Source organism: Streptomyces cucumeris (assembly GCF_024295805.1).
Taxonomy (GTDB): Bacteria; Actinomycetota; Actinomycetes; order Streptomycetales; family Streptomycetaceae; genus Streptomyces; species Streptomyces cucumeris.
The window spans coordinates 382,048-394,943 of record NZ_JANCLX010000001.1; the positions used below are offsets into that span (position 1 = coordinate 382,048).

Annotated in this window: 9 protein-coding genes; 7 read left to right on the forward strand and 2 right to left on the reverse strand. The window is 73.1% G+C overall.

From position 1 onward, the window contains the following. Nucleotides 1–135: 135 nt before the first annotated feature. A complete protein-coding gene (locus tag NMK44_RS01810; protein ID WP_254737422.1) occupies nucleotides 136–1,887 on the reverse strand; it encodes a PucR family transcriptional regulator in 1,752 nt (583 codons plus the stop codon). A 239-nt stretch (nucleotides 1,888–2,126) separates the two neighbouring features. Here NMK44_RS01810 and NMK44_RS01815 point away from each other — a divergent pair, with 239 nt between their 5' ends. The 6 genes from NMK44_RS01815 to NMK44_RS42380 all read left to right on the forward strand — a co-directional run bounded on the left by NMK44_RS01815 (nucleotide 2,127) and on the right by NMK44_RS42380 (nucleotide 10,657). Beyond that, the gene (locus tag NMK44_RS01815; protein WP_254737424.1) at nucleotides 2,127–3,017 is read left to right on the forward strand and encodes an FAD binding domain-containing protein; all 891 of its coding nucleotides are present in this window, start codon (nucleotides 2,127–2,129) and stop codon (nucleotides 3,015–3,017) included. Then, nucleotides 3,008–3,580: a (2Fe-2S)-binding protein gene (locus NMK44_RS01820; RefSeq protein ID WP_254737426.1), complete on the forward strand. Its 573-nt coding sequence runs from the start codon at nucleotides 3,008–3,010 to the stop codon at nucleotides 3,578–3,580. The genes NMK44_RS01815 and NMK44_RS01820 overlap by 10 nt, the downstream gene beginning before the upstream one ends. 2 nt (nucleotides 3,581–3,582) lie before the next feature. Then, a complete protein-coding gene (gene pucD, locus NMK44_RS01825) occupies nucleotides 3,583–5,964 on the forward strand; it encodes a xanthine dehydrogenase subunit D (RefSeq protein WP_254737428.1) in 2,382 nt (793 codons plus the stop codon). A gap of 102 nt (nucleotides 5,965–6,066) precedes the next feature. Continuing rightward, a complete protein-coding gene (locus tag NMK44_RS01830; protein ID WP_254737430.1) occupies nucleotides 6,067–7,497 on the forward strand; it encodes an NCS2 family permease in 1,431 nt (476 codons plus the stop codon). A gap of 24 nt (nucleotides 7,498–7,521) precedes the next feature. After that, entirely contained in the window at nucleotides 7,522–8,703 is a 1,182-nt protein-coding gene (locus NMK44_RS01835) for an XdhC family protein (protein ID WP_254737432.1), read from the forward strand. A gap of 130 nt (nucleotides 8,704–8,833) precedes the next feature. Continuing rightward, the gene (locus NMK44_RS42380; protein WP_308358078.1) at nucleotides 8,834–10,657 is read left to right on the forward strand and encodes a glycoside hydrolase family 6 protein; all 1,824 of its coding nucleotides are present in this window, start codon (nucleotides 8,834–8,836) and stop codon (nucleotides 10,655–10,657) included. Between the two features lie 25 nt (nucleotides 10,658–10,682). Here the strand turns inward: NMK44_RS42380 and NMK44_RS01850 are convergent, their stop codons facing one another. Then, entirely contained in the window at nucleotides 10,683–11,567 is an 885-nt protein-coding gene (locus NMK44_RS01850) for a phosphatidylinositol-specific phospholipase C (protein ID WP_254737434.1), read from the reverse strand. A 168-nt stretch (nucleotides 11,568–11,735) separates the two neighbouring features. On the opposite strand from NMK44_RS01850, the gene NMK44_RS01855 reads away from it, so the two are divergent. After that, entirely contained in the window at nucleotides 11,736–12,872 is a 1,137-nt protein-coding gene (locus tag NMK44_RS01855) for a winged helix DNA-binding domain-containing protein (protein ID WP_254737436.1), read from the forward strand. The last annotated feature ends 24 nt before the right edge of the window (nucleotides 12,873–12,896 follow it).

A 12,896-nucleotide genomic window follows, 5' to 3' on the forward strand; every position in this document is an offset into this window, starting at 1 on the left:
GAATTCACAAACCCCAGACGGGGGCGGTGGCTCCTAGGCGCACCGGTGGGGCGTGGGGGTGCGCACGGGGCTCGTGGGAGCGAGGCCGCTCGCCTCCGGCGGTCGGCCCGTGAGCCCGGGCGCGCGGTCCGTCCGTCAGCTCATGCGCAGCGCGAGGAAGAAGTCCAGCTTGTCCTCGAGCCGGGACAGTTCGCGCCCGGTGAGCTGCTCTATCCGGCCGACCCGGTAGCGCAGGGTGTTGACGTGCAGATGCAGCCGCGCCGCGCACCGCGTCCAGGACCCGTCGCAGGCGAGGAAGGCCTCGAGGGTCGGGATCAGTTCGGCGCGATGACGCCGGTCGTAGTCGCGCAGCGGATCGAGCAGCCGGGCGGTGAAGGCACGGCGGACGTCGTCCGGGACGAAGGGGAGCAGCAGGACGTGCGAGGCCAGCTCCTGGTGACCGGCGGCGCAGACCCGGCCGGGGCGGGCGGCCGCGACCCGGCGGGCGTGCCGGGCCTCCTCCAGCGCGCCGCGCAGCCCGTCCGCGGAAGGGACGGCGGCGCTCACCCCGAGGGTGATCCGGCCGTCACCGTCCAGACCGCGGGTGAGCGGCTCGCGTACGGCGGCCAGCAGCGTGTCCGCGTGCAGCCCGGCGTCCAGCGAGAGTCCGTTCGCGGAGGCGTCGTCACCCTCCGCGGCGTCCGGGCCCGCCGGGAGCGGTACGAGCGCCACCGCCTCCTCGCCGGTGTACGCCACGGCGATCCGGTCCGACAGCTCCGGCCCGGTCGCGTCCGGGTCGACCAGGATCTCCTCCAGCAGCGCCTGGGCGACCGGCCCGCCGGGGATCCCGCCGTCCGTGGCACCGGCCGGGGCCGTCTCCCCGTTGTGCCCGTTCTCGCCGTTCCCGGTGAACCCCCACTCCACCCGGGCCACCACCACCTGCCAGTGCGGCGCCGAGCCGAGGCCGGGGAGCAGGACGGGGGCCGCCACCCGCAGCCGGGCCGCGGTCTCGGCGGGCGGGGCGCCCGTCTGGACCAGCTCCAGCACCTCCTGGGCCAGCCGCCGCCGCACGGTGCGGGCCGCGTCCCTGCGGTCGCGCTCGACCGCGATGAGCTGGGTGACCCCGCGCAGCAGATCGAGCCGCTCCTCCGGCCAGTCGCCCGCGTCCGCGGCGACCGCCAGCAGCCAGTCGGACAGGACGGTGTCGCGCACGTCCCCGGAGTCACCGCCGCGGATGGGGAAGAGGGAGTAGACGGCGCCGTTCGCGGCGGTGACCCGCTGCGGGCCGCGCCGCCCGGTGCGCAGCGCCCCCAGCAGCTCGCCCGCCAGCTCGGCCCGGATCGCCGACGGCGGCTCGGGGGAGGGGCCGGGGGCGCTCGGGCCCGCGATCCGGCGTCCGGTGGAGGACAGCACCCAGGCGGGCAGATCGAGGTCGGAGCCCAGCAGATCCAGGACGACCTCGGGGCCGCCGCCCGCGGGGCCCGCGGTCATCAGCCGCCGGTGCCGCTCCACCACCGCCGCGAGGTCCCCGGCCCGCTCACCGGAGACCTGGCGCACCACATGCTCGGTGATCGACGCGAACGACACGTCCTCGACCACCGAGAACAGCGGCAGCCGGTGCTGTGCGCAGGCCACCACCAGGTCCTCGGGCACCGAGCCGAGCTCCGCCTCACCCGCCGCGAGCCCGGCCACCCCGGCGGCGGTCAGGATCCGTACGAACCGCTCGGAGTCGCCCGGCTCACGCCGCCAGGCCAGCCCGGTGAGCACCAGCTCCCCGCCGGACAGATAGCGGCTGGGGTCCCTGAGGTCGGTGGTCATGACGCCGCGGACGGTGCGGTCCAGCTCGTCCTCGCCGCCGAGCAGGCGAAGGCCCAGGAGGTCGGTCTCCAGCAGTGCGCGCAGCCGCATGGTGATGCCAGCCGATCTTGTTCTTGTCACCGGTCGAATACCGCGAGGTTTCCACTCCCCGCTCTTCGTTCGAATCTACAAGACCAGCCCGCTGGCCAGCCAACTGCTTCATGCCTTCGGTGACTGCACCAGGTGGCCCACACCTCGGTCTACTGGCGGTAAGCCGCGTGCAGAGTTCTTGGGGGAAGCCGGGTCGCCGTCCTCCCGCCCCCGCCCCGCCGAACCGAGAAGAGTGACCGATGGACTTTCTGCGTCCCGCCGGCTGGCGGGAGGCGCTCGCCGCGAAGGCGGAGCACCCCACCGCCGTGCCCATCGCGGGCGGTACCGATGTCATGGTCGAGATCAACTTCGACCATCGCAGGCCCGACGTCCTGCTCGATCTGAACCGTGTCGCCGAGCTGACCGAATGGGAGGTCGGCGAGCGCACGGTCCGGCTGGGCGCCGGTGTCCCCTACACCCGGATCATCGAGGAGCTGCGGACCGAGCTGCCGGGTCTGGCGCTCGCCTCGCACACCGTCGGTTCCCCGCAGATCCGCAACCGCGGCACGGTCGGCGGCAACCTCGGGGCCGCCTCGCCCGCGGGGGACTCCCACCCGGCGCTGCTGGCCGCCGGGGCCGAGGTCGAGGTGGAGTCGGTGCGCGGCACCCGGATGATCCCGGTCGAGGAGTTCTACACCGGGGTCAAGCGCAATGCCCTGGAGCCCGATGAGCTGATCCGGGCGGTGCACATCCAGAAGGCGGAAGGACCGCAGCAGTTCTCCAAGGTCGGCACCCGTAACGCCATGGTCATCGCGGTGTGCGCGTTCGCCGTGGCGCTGCACCCGCGCACCCGGACCGTCCGTACCGGTATCGGCTCCGCCGCGCCCACCCCGATCAGGGCGCGGGCGGCGGAGGATTTCCTGAACGCCGCACTGGCCGACGGCGGGTTCTGGGACAGCGGCGCCATCATCACCCCGTCGGTCGCCCGGCAGTTCGCCGAGCTGTGCGCCGGCGCCTGCAATCCGATCGACGATGTCCGCGGCAGCGCGGCCTACCGGCGCCACGCGGTGTCGGTGATGGCCCGCCGCACGCTGGGCTGGACCTGGCAGGCGTACCGCGAGGGGAACGGGAGGACCGTACAGTGCGCGTGAATTTCACGGTCAACGGGCGGCCGCAGCAGGCCGACGACGTCTGGGAGGGCGAGTCGCTGCTGTACGTGCTGCGGGAGCGGATGGGGCTTCCGGGCTCCAAGAACGCCTGTGAGCAGGGCGAATGCGGGTCCTGTACGGTCCGCCTCGACAATGTCCCGGTCTGTGCCTGTCTGGTCGCCGCCGGTCAGGCCGAGGGGCGCGACGTGGTCACCGTCGAGGGTCTGGCGGAGTTCGCCGAGCGGCGCGATGCCACCGCCCCCGGCGGCCCGGAGCAGGGCTCCGGCACCGGGCTGGACGAGGCCCGCCGCTGGCAGCCCGGCCCCGGTGGCAGTACCCCGCTGGCCCCGGTCCAGCAGGCGTTCATCGACGCCGGTGCCGTCCAGTGCGGCTTCTGCACCCCCGGACTCCTGGTCGCCGCGGACGAGTTGCTGGAGCGCAACCCCGAGCCGTCCGACGCCGACATCCGCGAGGCCCTGTCCGGCAATCTGTGCCGCTGCACCGGCTACGAGAAGATCCTCGACGCGGTCCGCCTGGCGGCCGCCCGCACCGGGGAGGAGGGCTGACCATGGGAGCCGGACCCACCCCCGGGAAGATCACCCAGACCAGCACGGCCACCAGGGGCGCCATCGGCGAGTCCACGCTGCGCCCCGACGGCACCCTGAAGGTGACCGGCGAGTTCGCGTACTCCTCGGACCTGTGGCACGAGGACATGCTGTGGGGCTTCACTCTCCGCAGCCCCCACGCCCACGCCGAGATCCGGTCCGTCGACACCGCCGAGGCGCTGGCCGTGCCCGGGGTCCACGCCGTGATGACACATGACGACCTCCCGGCCGCCACCCACTACGGGCTGGAGATCAAGGACCAGCCCGTACTCGCCAAGGACCGGGTCCGCTACCACGGGGAGGCGGTGGCCATCGTGGCCGCCGACCACCCCGAGACCGCCCGGCGCGCCGCAGCCAAGATCAAGGTGGAGTACGCGGAGCTGCCGCCGGTCGTGGACGAGGCCACCGCCACCGCGGCGGACGCCCCCGTGCTCCATCCGGGCCGCGCCGACCACCATGCGGGCCACGTCCCGCACCCCAACATCGTGCACCGGCAGCCGGTCCGGCGCGGCGATGTCATCGCCGCCCGCACCCGCGCCGATGTGGTGGTGCGCCGCGACTACGAGGTCGGCATGCAGGACCAGGCGTTCCTGGGGCCGGAGTCGGGGCTCGCGGTACCCGCCGAGGACGGCGGCGTCGACCTGTACATCGCCACCCAGTGGCTGCACGTGGACCGCGACCAGCTCGCACCGGTCCTCGGGCTGCCCGCCGACAAGGTGCGGCTGACGCTGTCGGGCGTGGGCGGGGCCTTCGGTGCCCGTGAGGACCTGTCCATGCAGGCGCACGCGTGTCTGCTGGCACTGCGCACCGGCCGCCCCGTGAAGATCGTCTACAACCGCTACGAGTCGTTCTTCGGCCATGTGCACCGGCATCCCGCCAAGCTCACCTATGAGCACGGCGCCACCCGCGACGGTCAACTGCTCTACGTACAGTGCCGCATCGTCCTGGACGGTGGGGCGTACGCCTCCTCCTCCCCGGCGGTGGTCGGCAATGCCGCCTCCCTGGCGATCGGCCCCTATGTCGTCGACCATGTGGACGTCGAGGCCATCGCCCTCTACAGCAACAATCCGCCGTGCGGCGCGATGCGCGGCTTCGGCGCCGTCCAGGCGTGCTTCGCCTACGAGGCGCAGATGGACGCCGTGGCCGCGGAACTGGGTATGGACCCGGTGGAGTTCCGGCAGCGCAACGCCATGTCCCAGGGCGCGGTGATGCCCACCGGACAGCTCGTGGACTCACCCGCGCCGGTCGCCGAACTGCTGCGCCGGGTCAAGGCGCTGCCGATGCCCCCCGAGCGCCAGTGGCTGACCGCCGACGACTCCACCGACGTCCGCGCACTGCCCGGCGGACTGTCCAACACCACCCATGGCGAAGGGGTGGTGCGTGGGGTCGGCTACGCGGTCGGCATCAAGAACGTCGGCTTCTCCGAGGGGTTCGACGACTACTCCACCGCCCGGATCCGGCTTGAGGTGATCAACGGCGAACCGGTGGCCCTGGTGCACACCGCGATGGCCGAGGTCGGCCAGGGCGGGGTCACGGTGCACGCCCAGATCGCCCGTACCGAACTGGGCGTCAGCCAGGTGACCATCCTCCCCGCCGACACCCAGGTGGGCTCGGCCGGTTCCACCTCCGCCTCCCGGCAGACCTATATGACCGGCGGCGCCGTCAGGCACACCTGCCAGGCGGTACGCGAGGAGGTGCTGCGGCGCGGCCGGGAGCGGTCCGGTTCCTACCACCCCGCCTGGGCCACCGCCGAACTGCTGCTGGAGGGCGGCAAGGTGGTGACCGACGGCGGTGAGGTGATTGGCGACCTCGCCGAGATCGTCGGCGAGGAACCCATCGAACTGGAGCTGGAGTTCCGGCACCGCCCCACCGAACCGTTCGACCTGGAGACCGGCCAGGGCTTCGGCCATGTCCAGTACTCCTTCTGCGCCCATCGCGCGGTGGTCGAGGTCGACACCGAACTGGGCCTGGTCAAGGTGATCGAGCTGGCCGCCGCCCAGGACGTCGGCAAGGCGCTCAACCCGCTCTCCGTCGTGGGCCAGATCCAGGGCGGCTCCACCCAGGGGCTCGGTCTCGCCGTCATGGAGGAGATCGTGGTCTCCGACGGCGCCCGGGTCCGCAACCCCTCGTTCACCGACTATCTGATCCCCACCATCCTCGACACCCCCACCATCCCCGTGGATGTCCTCGAACTGGCCGACGACCACGCCCCGTACGGGCTCCGCGGGGTCGGCGAGGCGCCCACCCTCTCCTCCACCCCGGCCGTCGTGGCCGCCGTCCGCGCGGCGACCGGCCTCCCCCTGAAACGGGTCCCGATCAGGCCGGAGCATCTGACGGGCACCTGAGCACCACCTCCCCACCCCCCTCACCACCGACCGGGCCGTCCCCCGGGTCGTGGATGCCGACGCACCATCCCAACCCCCTATGACACTTGGGAGTGGCACCGCATGACCCAGCACGCCGTCAAACCACCGATCACCCCGGAGGGAACGGCCCGCCGGTCGCGTCTCGACCGGTACTTCCAGATATCCGACCGCGGATCCACCTTCGCCCGGGAGATCCGCGGCGGCGTCACCACCTTCATGGCGATGGCGTACATCCTGCTGCTCAACCCGCTGCTGCTGTCCGGTGAGGACGTCCAGCACCACCGGCTCGCCCAGAGCGCGCTGATCACCGCCACCGCGCTCGCCGCCGCCGTCTCCACCCTCCTCATGGGCTTCATCGGCAAGGTGCCGCTCGCGCTGGCGGCCGGGCTCAGTGTCTCCGCCGTGCTCACCGGCCAGGTCGTCCCGCATATGAGCTGGCCGCAGGCGATGGGCATGTGCGTGCTGTACGGCACGGTGATCGTGCTGCTCGTGGTCACCGGTCTCCGTGAAGTGATCATGAATGCGATCCCGCTCGCCCTCAAACACGGCATCACCATCGGCATCGGCATGTTCATCGCCCTGATCGGCCTGGTCAACGCCGGTTTCGTGGGCAAGGGCGCACCCGTGACACTCGGCACCGGGGGACAGCTCGCGGGCTGGCCGGTACTGATCTTCTGCGTCACGCTGCTGCTGATCTTCATGCTCCAGGCCCGTGAGGTGCCGGGCGCGATCCTCATCGGCATCGTGGCCGGGACCGTCCTCGCCGTCGTCATCAACGCGGTGGCCGGACTCGATCCGAAGACCTGGGGCGGGCGCGCCCCCGAACTGCCCGCCCACGCCGTCTCCACCCCCGACTTCAGCCTCTTCGGACAGGTCGAGTTCGGCGGCTGGGGCCAGATCGGCGGAATGACGGTCGGCATGATCGTCTTCACCCTGGTGCTGGCCGGGTTCTTCGACGCGATGGCGACGATCATCGGGGTCGGCACCGAGGCGAAGCTGGCCGATGAACGCGGCCGGATGCCGGGGCTGAGCAGGGCGCTCTTCGTGGACGGCGCGGGCGGCGCCATCGGCGGGGTGGCCGGGGCCAGCGGCCAGACCGTCTTCATCGAATCCGCCACAGGTGTCGGCGAGGGCGCCAGGACCGGTCTGTCCAGCGTGATCACCGGACTGCTCTTCGCCGCCGGGCTGTTCTTCACCCCGCTCGCCCAGATCGTGCCCGGCCAGGTCGCGGCCGCCGCCCTCGTGGTCATCGGCGCGATGATGATGCAGAACGCCCGCCATGTGGACTGGGCCGATCGCGCGGTGGCGATCCCGGTCTTCCTGACCGTCGCCCTGATGCCGTTCACCTACTCCATCACCGCCGGAGTCGGCGCGGGCGTGATCTCCTACACCGCCATCAAGGCCGCGCAGGGCAGATATCGCGAGCCCGGGGTGTTCATGTGGGTATTGACGGCGGTATTCGTCATCTACTTCGCCCTGAACCCGATCGAGCACTGGCTCGGGGTCCGATAGCGGCGGCACGAGGAGCTGATCACCATGCTGGACATCGCTGCCGAACTGCACCGCTGGTGCCGGGAGGGCCGGGACTTCGCCGTCGCCACCGTGGTGGCCGTCCACGGCAGCGCGCCCCGGCAGCCGGGCGCGGCGCTCGCCGTCGACGCCGACGGCACGGCCATCGGCAGCGTGTCCGGCGGCTGTGTGGAAGGCGCGGTCTACGAGCTGTGCCAGGAGGCCCTGACCACCGGGGAGACGGTCCGCACCCGCTTCGGCTACTCCGACGAGGACGCCTTCGCGGTCGGCCTGACCTGCGGCGGGGTCATCGAGGTGCTGGTCACCCCGGTCCCGGCGGCGGACACCGTGCTGCGCCCCGTGCTCGCGGCCGCGGTCCGCTCCGCCGCGGACGGGGGCGCGGCGGTGGCGCTCGCGCGGGTCACGGACGGTCCGGACGGACTGCTGGGCCGTGCCCTGCTGGTCCGCCCGGACGGGACGTACGAGGGCACCCTCGGCGGTCCGGAGGGCGCCACCGCGGCCGACCGGGCGGCGCTGGACCGCGGTGCGGCGGGGCAGGCGCGCGCCCTGCTGGACGCCGGGCGGACCGCGAGCGTGGTCATCGGGGCCGAGGGCAGCCGCTGCGGCCGTCCGGTCACCCTGCTCGTGGAGTCCAGTGTGGCCCCGCCCCGGATGATCGTCTTCGGGGCGATCGACTTCGCGAGCGCCCTGGTGCGGATCGGGAAGTTCCTCGGGTACCACGTGACGGTCTGCGACGCCCGTCCGGTCTTCGCGGCGGCCCACCGGTTCCCCGAGGCCGACGAGGTGGTCGTCGACTGGCCGCACCGCTATCTGGAGACGACCGGGGTGGACACCAGGACCGTGCTGTGCGTCCTCACCCACGACGCCAAGTTCGACGTCCCGCTGCTGGAGCGGGCGCTGCGGATGCCCGTCGGCTACGTCGGCGCGATGGGCTCCCGTCGCACCCACCGCGACCGGCTGCGACGGCTGCGCGAGGTGGGCCTGGGCGAACCGGAGCTGGCCCGGCTGCGCTCCCCGATCGGACTCGACCTCGGCGCCCACACCCCCGAGGAGACGGCGCTGTCCATCGCGGGGGAGATCGTCGCAAGCCGCCGGGGCGGCAGCGGGGTGCCGCTGACCGGCGCGCACACCCCCATCCACCACGACGGGAGCCGCGCGAGCGCGGACCCGATCGGTTCGGTCGCCTGACGTTCATCCGATCTAAGGCCACTCCTGGGCGGGAAACCGGTACCGCCACCTGGCGTACGGCCGCGTTGCCGGGTGCGAGTTTCTGAGTGAGAGTCAGATTCGACCCGTCCGCCGCCCCTGGAGTGCACCTGTGCGTAGCAAGCGGAAAGCCCTCACCGCCCCGATGGCCGTCCTGGCCGCAACCGCCCTTCCCCTGCTGAGCAGTTCGGCCGTGCAGGCCGCCGCGCCCCAGGGCGTCGGCGAAGCGCTGCGCGGCAACCGCCTCTACACCCCGCCGCCCGAACGGGACCCCTACCGCCAGGTGTCCCAGCTCGCCTGGCGGGGCGAGAGCCGTGAGGCCAGAGGGATCCTGTCCATGGTGCGCACCCCCCAGGCCGTCTGGTACGGGGACGAGAGCCCCGAGGAGGTCGAGCGGACGGTCCGCACCACCACCCGCAGGGCCGAGCAGCGCGGCACACTGCCGGTGCTGACGCTGTACGACGTCCCCGGCCGGGACTGCGGCAGCTACTCCTCGGGCGGGGCGGGGAGCACCGCCGAGTACCAGGCGTGGATCGACGCCGTCGCCCGCGGCATCGGGCAGCGCCCGGCGCTGGTGGTCCTGGAACCCGACTCGCTGGCGCTGCTTCCGTCGGACTGCGCGAAGAACGCGGTCGGGGGCGGGGACGGTGCCGGAGCGGCTGACGGGGACGGCGGCGAGCCGGAGGCGCAGGCCAGTACGCTGCCCGCCGAGGCGGACCCGGCCACCCCCGCGGACGGCCAGACCGCGGACGGCCAGTCCGAGGACACGGGCGCCGGGGCCGCGGCCACGGGCGAGGGGGAACTGCCCCCGCTGCCCGATCCGGGCATCCAGTCCGCCCCCGCCACCGGAGCCCCGTCGGACGCGCCCTCGGCGGCCGGGCAGCCGGCGGCGGAGAAGCCCGCCGCCGGACAGTCCCCGGCGCAGAGTCCGGCCGCCCAGACCCCGGCGGCGCAGAGCCCCGCGGCCGGGCAGACCGCCGCCCAGACGCCCGCGTCCCCGAAGCCCGCCGGAACCCAGGCCCCGGCGGCCCAGTCCCCTGCCGCCCAGACGCCCGCGGCGCGGGCCCCCGGAGCCCGGACACCGGCTCCTTCGGCCCCCGCGGCGGAGACGCCGGGCATCCTGCCCAGCCCCGAGCCCTCCGCCTCCGCGACGGCCGCTCCCGAACCGGCCCTCCCCGACCCCGACACCGACACCGGCAACCCGGAGGTCGTGGGCGACCCGGCCGACCTCACCGACCCCGAGGGGCTCGACCAGCTCATCGACGGGGAGGACCCGAAGACCGCCGCCCGCTACTCCGAGATCAACTACGCGGTCGACGTCCTCACCGCACTCGACGAGACCTCCGTCTACCTGGACGCGGGCCACCCCGGCTGGCACTCCGTCAGCAGCATCGTGCCCCGGCTCCTCAAGGCCGGGGTCGACCGCGCGGCCGGCTTCGCGCTCAATGTCTCGCACTACCAGACCGACGCGGCCAACACCTGGTACGGACGGCTGATCTCCTCCTGTCTGGCCTACGCCGACGAGGGCGGGGACCCCGCCGACTGCGCCGACCGCGACTGGTCGCAGCGCCGGGCGCGGGCCTGGGTCAAGGAGCACACCCCCGCCGACGCCTCGGGGCTGAAGCACTTCGTCACCGACACCAGCCGCAACGGCCAGGGCCCGTGGACCCCGACGGGCAGTGACCACAGCGATCCGCAGCCGTGGTGCAACCCGCCCGACCGGGGCCTGGGCGTCCGCCCGACCACCCGTACCGACGATCCGCTCCAGGACGCGGCGCTGTGGGTGAAGACCCCGGGCGAGTCCGACGGCCGGTGTCTGCGCGGCACGGCGGGGCCGGAGGACCCGGAGCGCGGCACGGTCGACCCCGAGGCCGGGGAGTGGTTCCCCGACCAGGCCCTGGAACTCGTACGGTTCGCCCGGCCCGCCGTGGACTAGCGCGCGCCCCGGCTCGGCCCGTCGATCAGACGGGGTTCTTCCGGATGAGGGCGTCGACCAGGCCGGAGGCGGTGTTCGGAAAGTCCATCGGGACGATGCCGAGCCCCGTCAAGACCTGGGTTCCGGCGCCCTCCAGGAAGCCCCTGACCTTCGGGTTGAGCCGGTCCGAGTTCCAGCGGGGCGGCAGCAGGGCCGCGGTGCTGACGTAGTTCATGAACAGCTTGCCGGGCTGCGCCACCGCCTTGCGGAACTGCGCCTCGATCTTCGGGTACTTCCCGAACGGCTCCGCCATGTAGTCGTCCTGGATGTCGAAGAGCTGGGCGTCGCCGTACCGGACGCCCGGCATCGCGCCGGAGTCGCCGAGCAGCACCACCCTGCCCCGGGACTCGCCCAGGGTGGGGAGGGTGGTGTCCAGGCGGAACAGTGAACGCCAGCCCTTGTCGAGATAGGTGTCGAAGATGCGGCGGAACTCCTCGGCGCTCTCCTCCGAGTACTCCTGCTTCACCCGCATCAGCACGGTCTCCGTCGGGTGCGCGGAGAGGAAGTCGCGGCAGGCGATGAGCACATCGTCGAAGTTGAGGTGCTGGTAGAAGGCGCCGTGGTGGATCGGGAAGGCGTTGTCGAAGGCGCGGCAGCGGATGTCCAGGAAGCGGATACCGCTGGTGAGCTGGTCGATGATGCCGGTGTTCTGGCATTCGGTCCACGGACCGCCGTGGCGGGCGCCGGAGTCATGGGTGCCGGGCAGGGTCAGCCGCTGGACGGGGGTCGCGTCCGGCACGGCGGACAGCCAGTCCTGCGGCGCGAGCCGCCGGGGCGGCGCCGCGACGGCCGTCGCGGTACCGCCCGCCGCGGATATCAGCCCTGCGGCGGAGATCGCTGCCGCACCCCTGAGGAACCCTCGCCGGTCCATACCCACACTCCCGTCGCTTGTTACTCGCCCGTGTTACCCGTGCGTTCGGCACGTGTGGTCGGCATCGAAGCACAAGTCACCCCGAAAAGCTGCACGTTGGGAGGGAGCGTCAGAAGTGGTGGGGGTGGAGGACAGCGGCTGTCCGCAAGGGTCCGTACCGTGCGGGGTATGACGAACCCCGTGCTCGGTCCCCGCGCGCTCAACCGGGCGCTGCTGGAGCGGCAACTGCTGCTGAACCCCTCGGCGTCCCGCTCGCCTCTCGAGACCATCGAGTGGCTGGTCGGTATGCAGTCACAGGCGCCGGGCGCGCCGTACCTGGGGCTGTGGACCCGGCTCGACGGCTTCTCCTTCGGCGAGCTGGAAACGCTGATGACCGAGCGTCAGGTGACCCGGATGGTGCTGATGCGTGGCACCGTGCACCTGGTGAGCGCGGCGGACGCGCTGCTCCTGCGCCCGCTGGTGCAGCCGATGCTGGACCGGACGTTCCGGCAGAACGCCTTCGCCCGCGCGGTGAGCGGGGTGGAGCGGGACGAGGTGGTGGCGGTGGGGCGGGAGCTGCTGGGCCGTGCGGCCCTGGGCCCCGCCGAGCTGCGCCGGGAGCTGGGCGCGCGCTGGCCGGAGGTGGACCCCGGCGCGCTGGTGAACGCGCTGCGGCTGTGGGCGCCGCTGGTCCAGGTGCCACCGCGCGGGCTGTGGAGCCGCGGCGGCGGCCCCCGCTACGCCACCGTGGAGGACTGGCTCGGACGGCCGATGGAGAGCGGGTCCCCGGCCGCCGCCCTGGAGGCCGTGGTGCTGCGCTATCTCGCGGCGTTCGGGCCCGCGACCGTGGCCGACGTCCAGAAGTGGTGCGGGCTGACCGGGCTGCGCGAGGTGGTGGACCGGCTGCGGCCGGGTCTGCGGACCTTCCGCGACGAGGGCGGGCGCGAACTGTACGACGTCCCCGGTGCGCCGCTGCCGGATCCCGCGACACCGGTTCCGGCGCGGCTGGTGGCCGACTTCGACAATCTGCTGCTCTCGCACGCCGACCGCGCCCGGGTGCTGGACGACGCCTACCGGACGCGGGTGATGGGGGTCAACGGCGTGGTGCGCGGCACGATCCTGGTGGACGGCTTCGTCGGCGGGATCTGGGGGATCGAACGGACCGGCAAGGGCGACCGCGCCTCGGCCACCCTCACGGTCTCCCCGTTCGTCCCGCTGTCCGCCGACGACGGCGAGGCGCTGGAGGCCCAGGGCGCCCGGTTGCTCACCGCCTCCGACCCCTCGGCCGCCGTCCGTGCGGTGCGGATCGGGCCCCCGGCGCCCTGAGCCCCGGGGCCCCTCGGCCTGGTG

Excerpts from the sequence above, each read along its gene's own strand:
- NMK44_RS01810 (WP_254737422.1), bottom strand. The coding sequence starts at position 1,887 with ATGCGGCTGCGCGCACTGCTGGAGACCGACCTCCTGGGCCTTCGCCTG.
- NMK44_RS01815 (WP_254737424.1), top strand. The coding sequence starts at position 2,127 with ATGGACTTTCTGCGTCCCGCCGGCTGGCGGGAGGCGCTCGCCGCGAAG.
- pucD (WP_254737428.1), top strand. The coding sequence starts at position 3,583 with ATGGGAGCCGGACCCACCCCCGGGAAGATCACCCAGACCAGCACGGCC.
- NMK44_RS01830 (WP_254737430.1), top strand. The coding sequence starts at position 6,067 with ATGACCCAGCACGCCGTCAAACCACCGATCACCCCGGAGGGAACGGCC.
- NMK44_RS01835 (WP_254737432.1), top strand. The coding sequence starts at position 7,522 with ATGCTGGACATCGCTGCCGAACTGCACCGCTGGTGCCGGGAGGGCCGG.
- NMK44_RS01850 (WP_254737434.1), bottom strand. The coding sequence starts at position 11,567 with ATGGACCGGCGAGGGTTCCTCAGGGGTGCGGCAGCGATCTCCGCCGCA.
- NMK44_RS01855 (WP_254737436.1), top strand. The coding sequence starts at position 11,736 with ATGACGAACCCCGTGCTCGGTCCCCGCGCGCTCAACCGGGCGCTGCTG.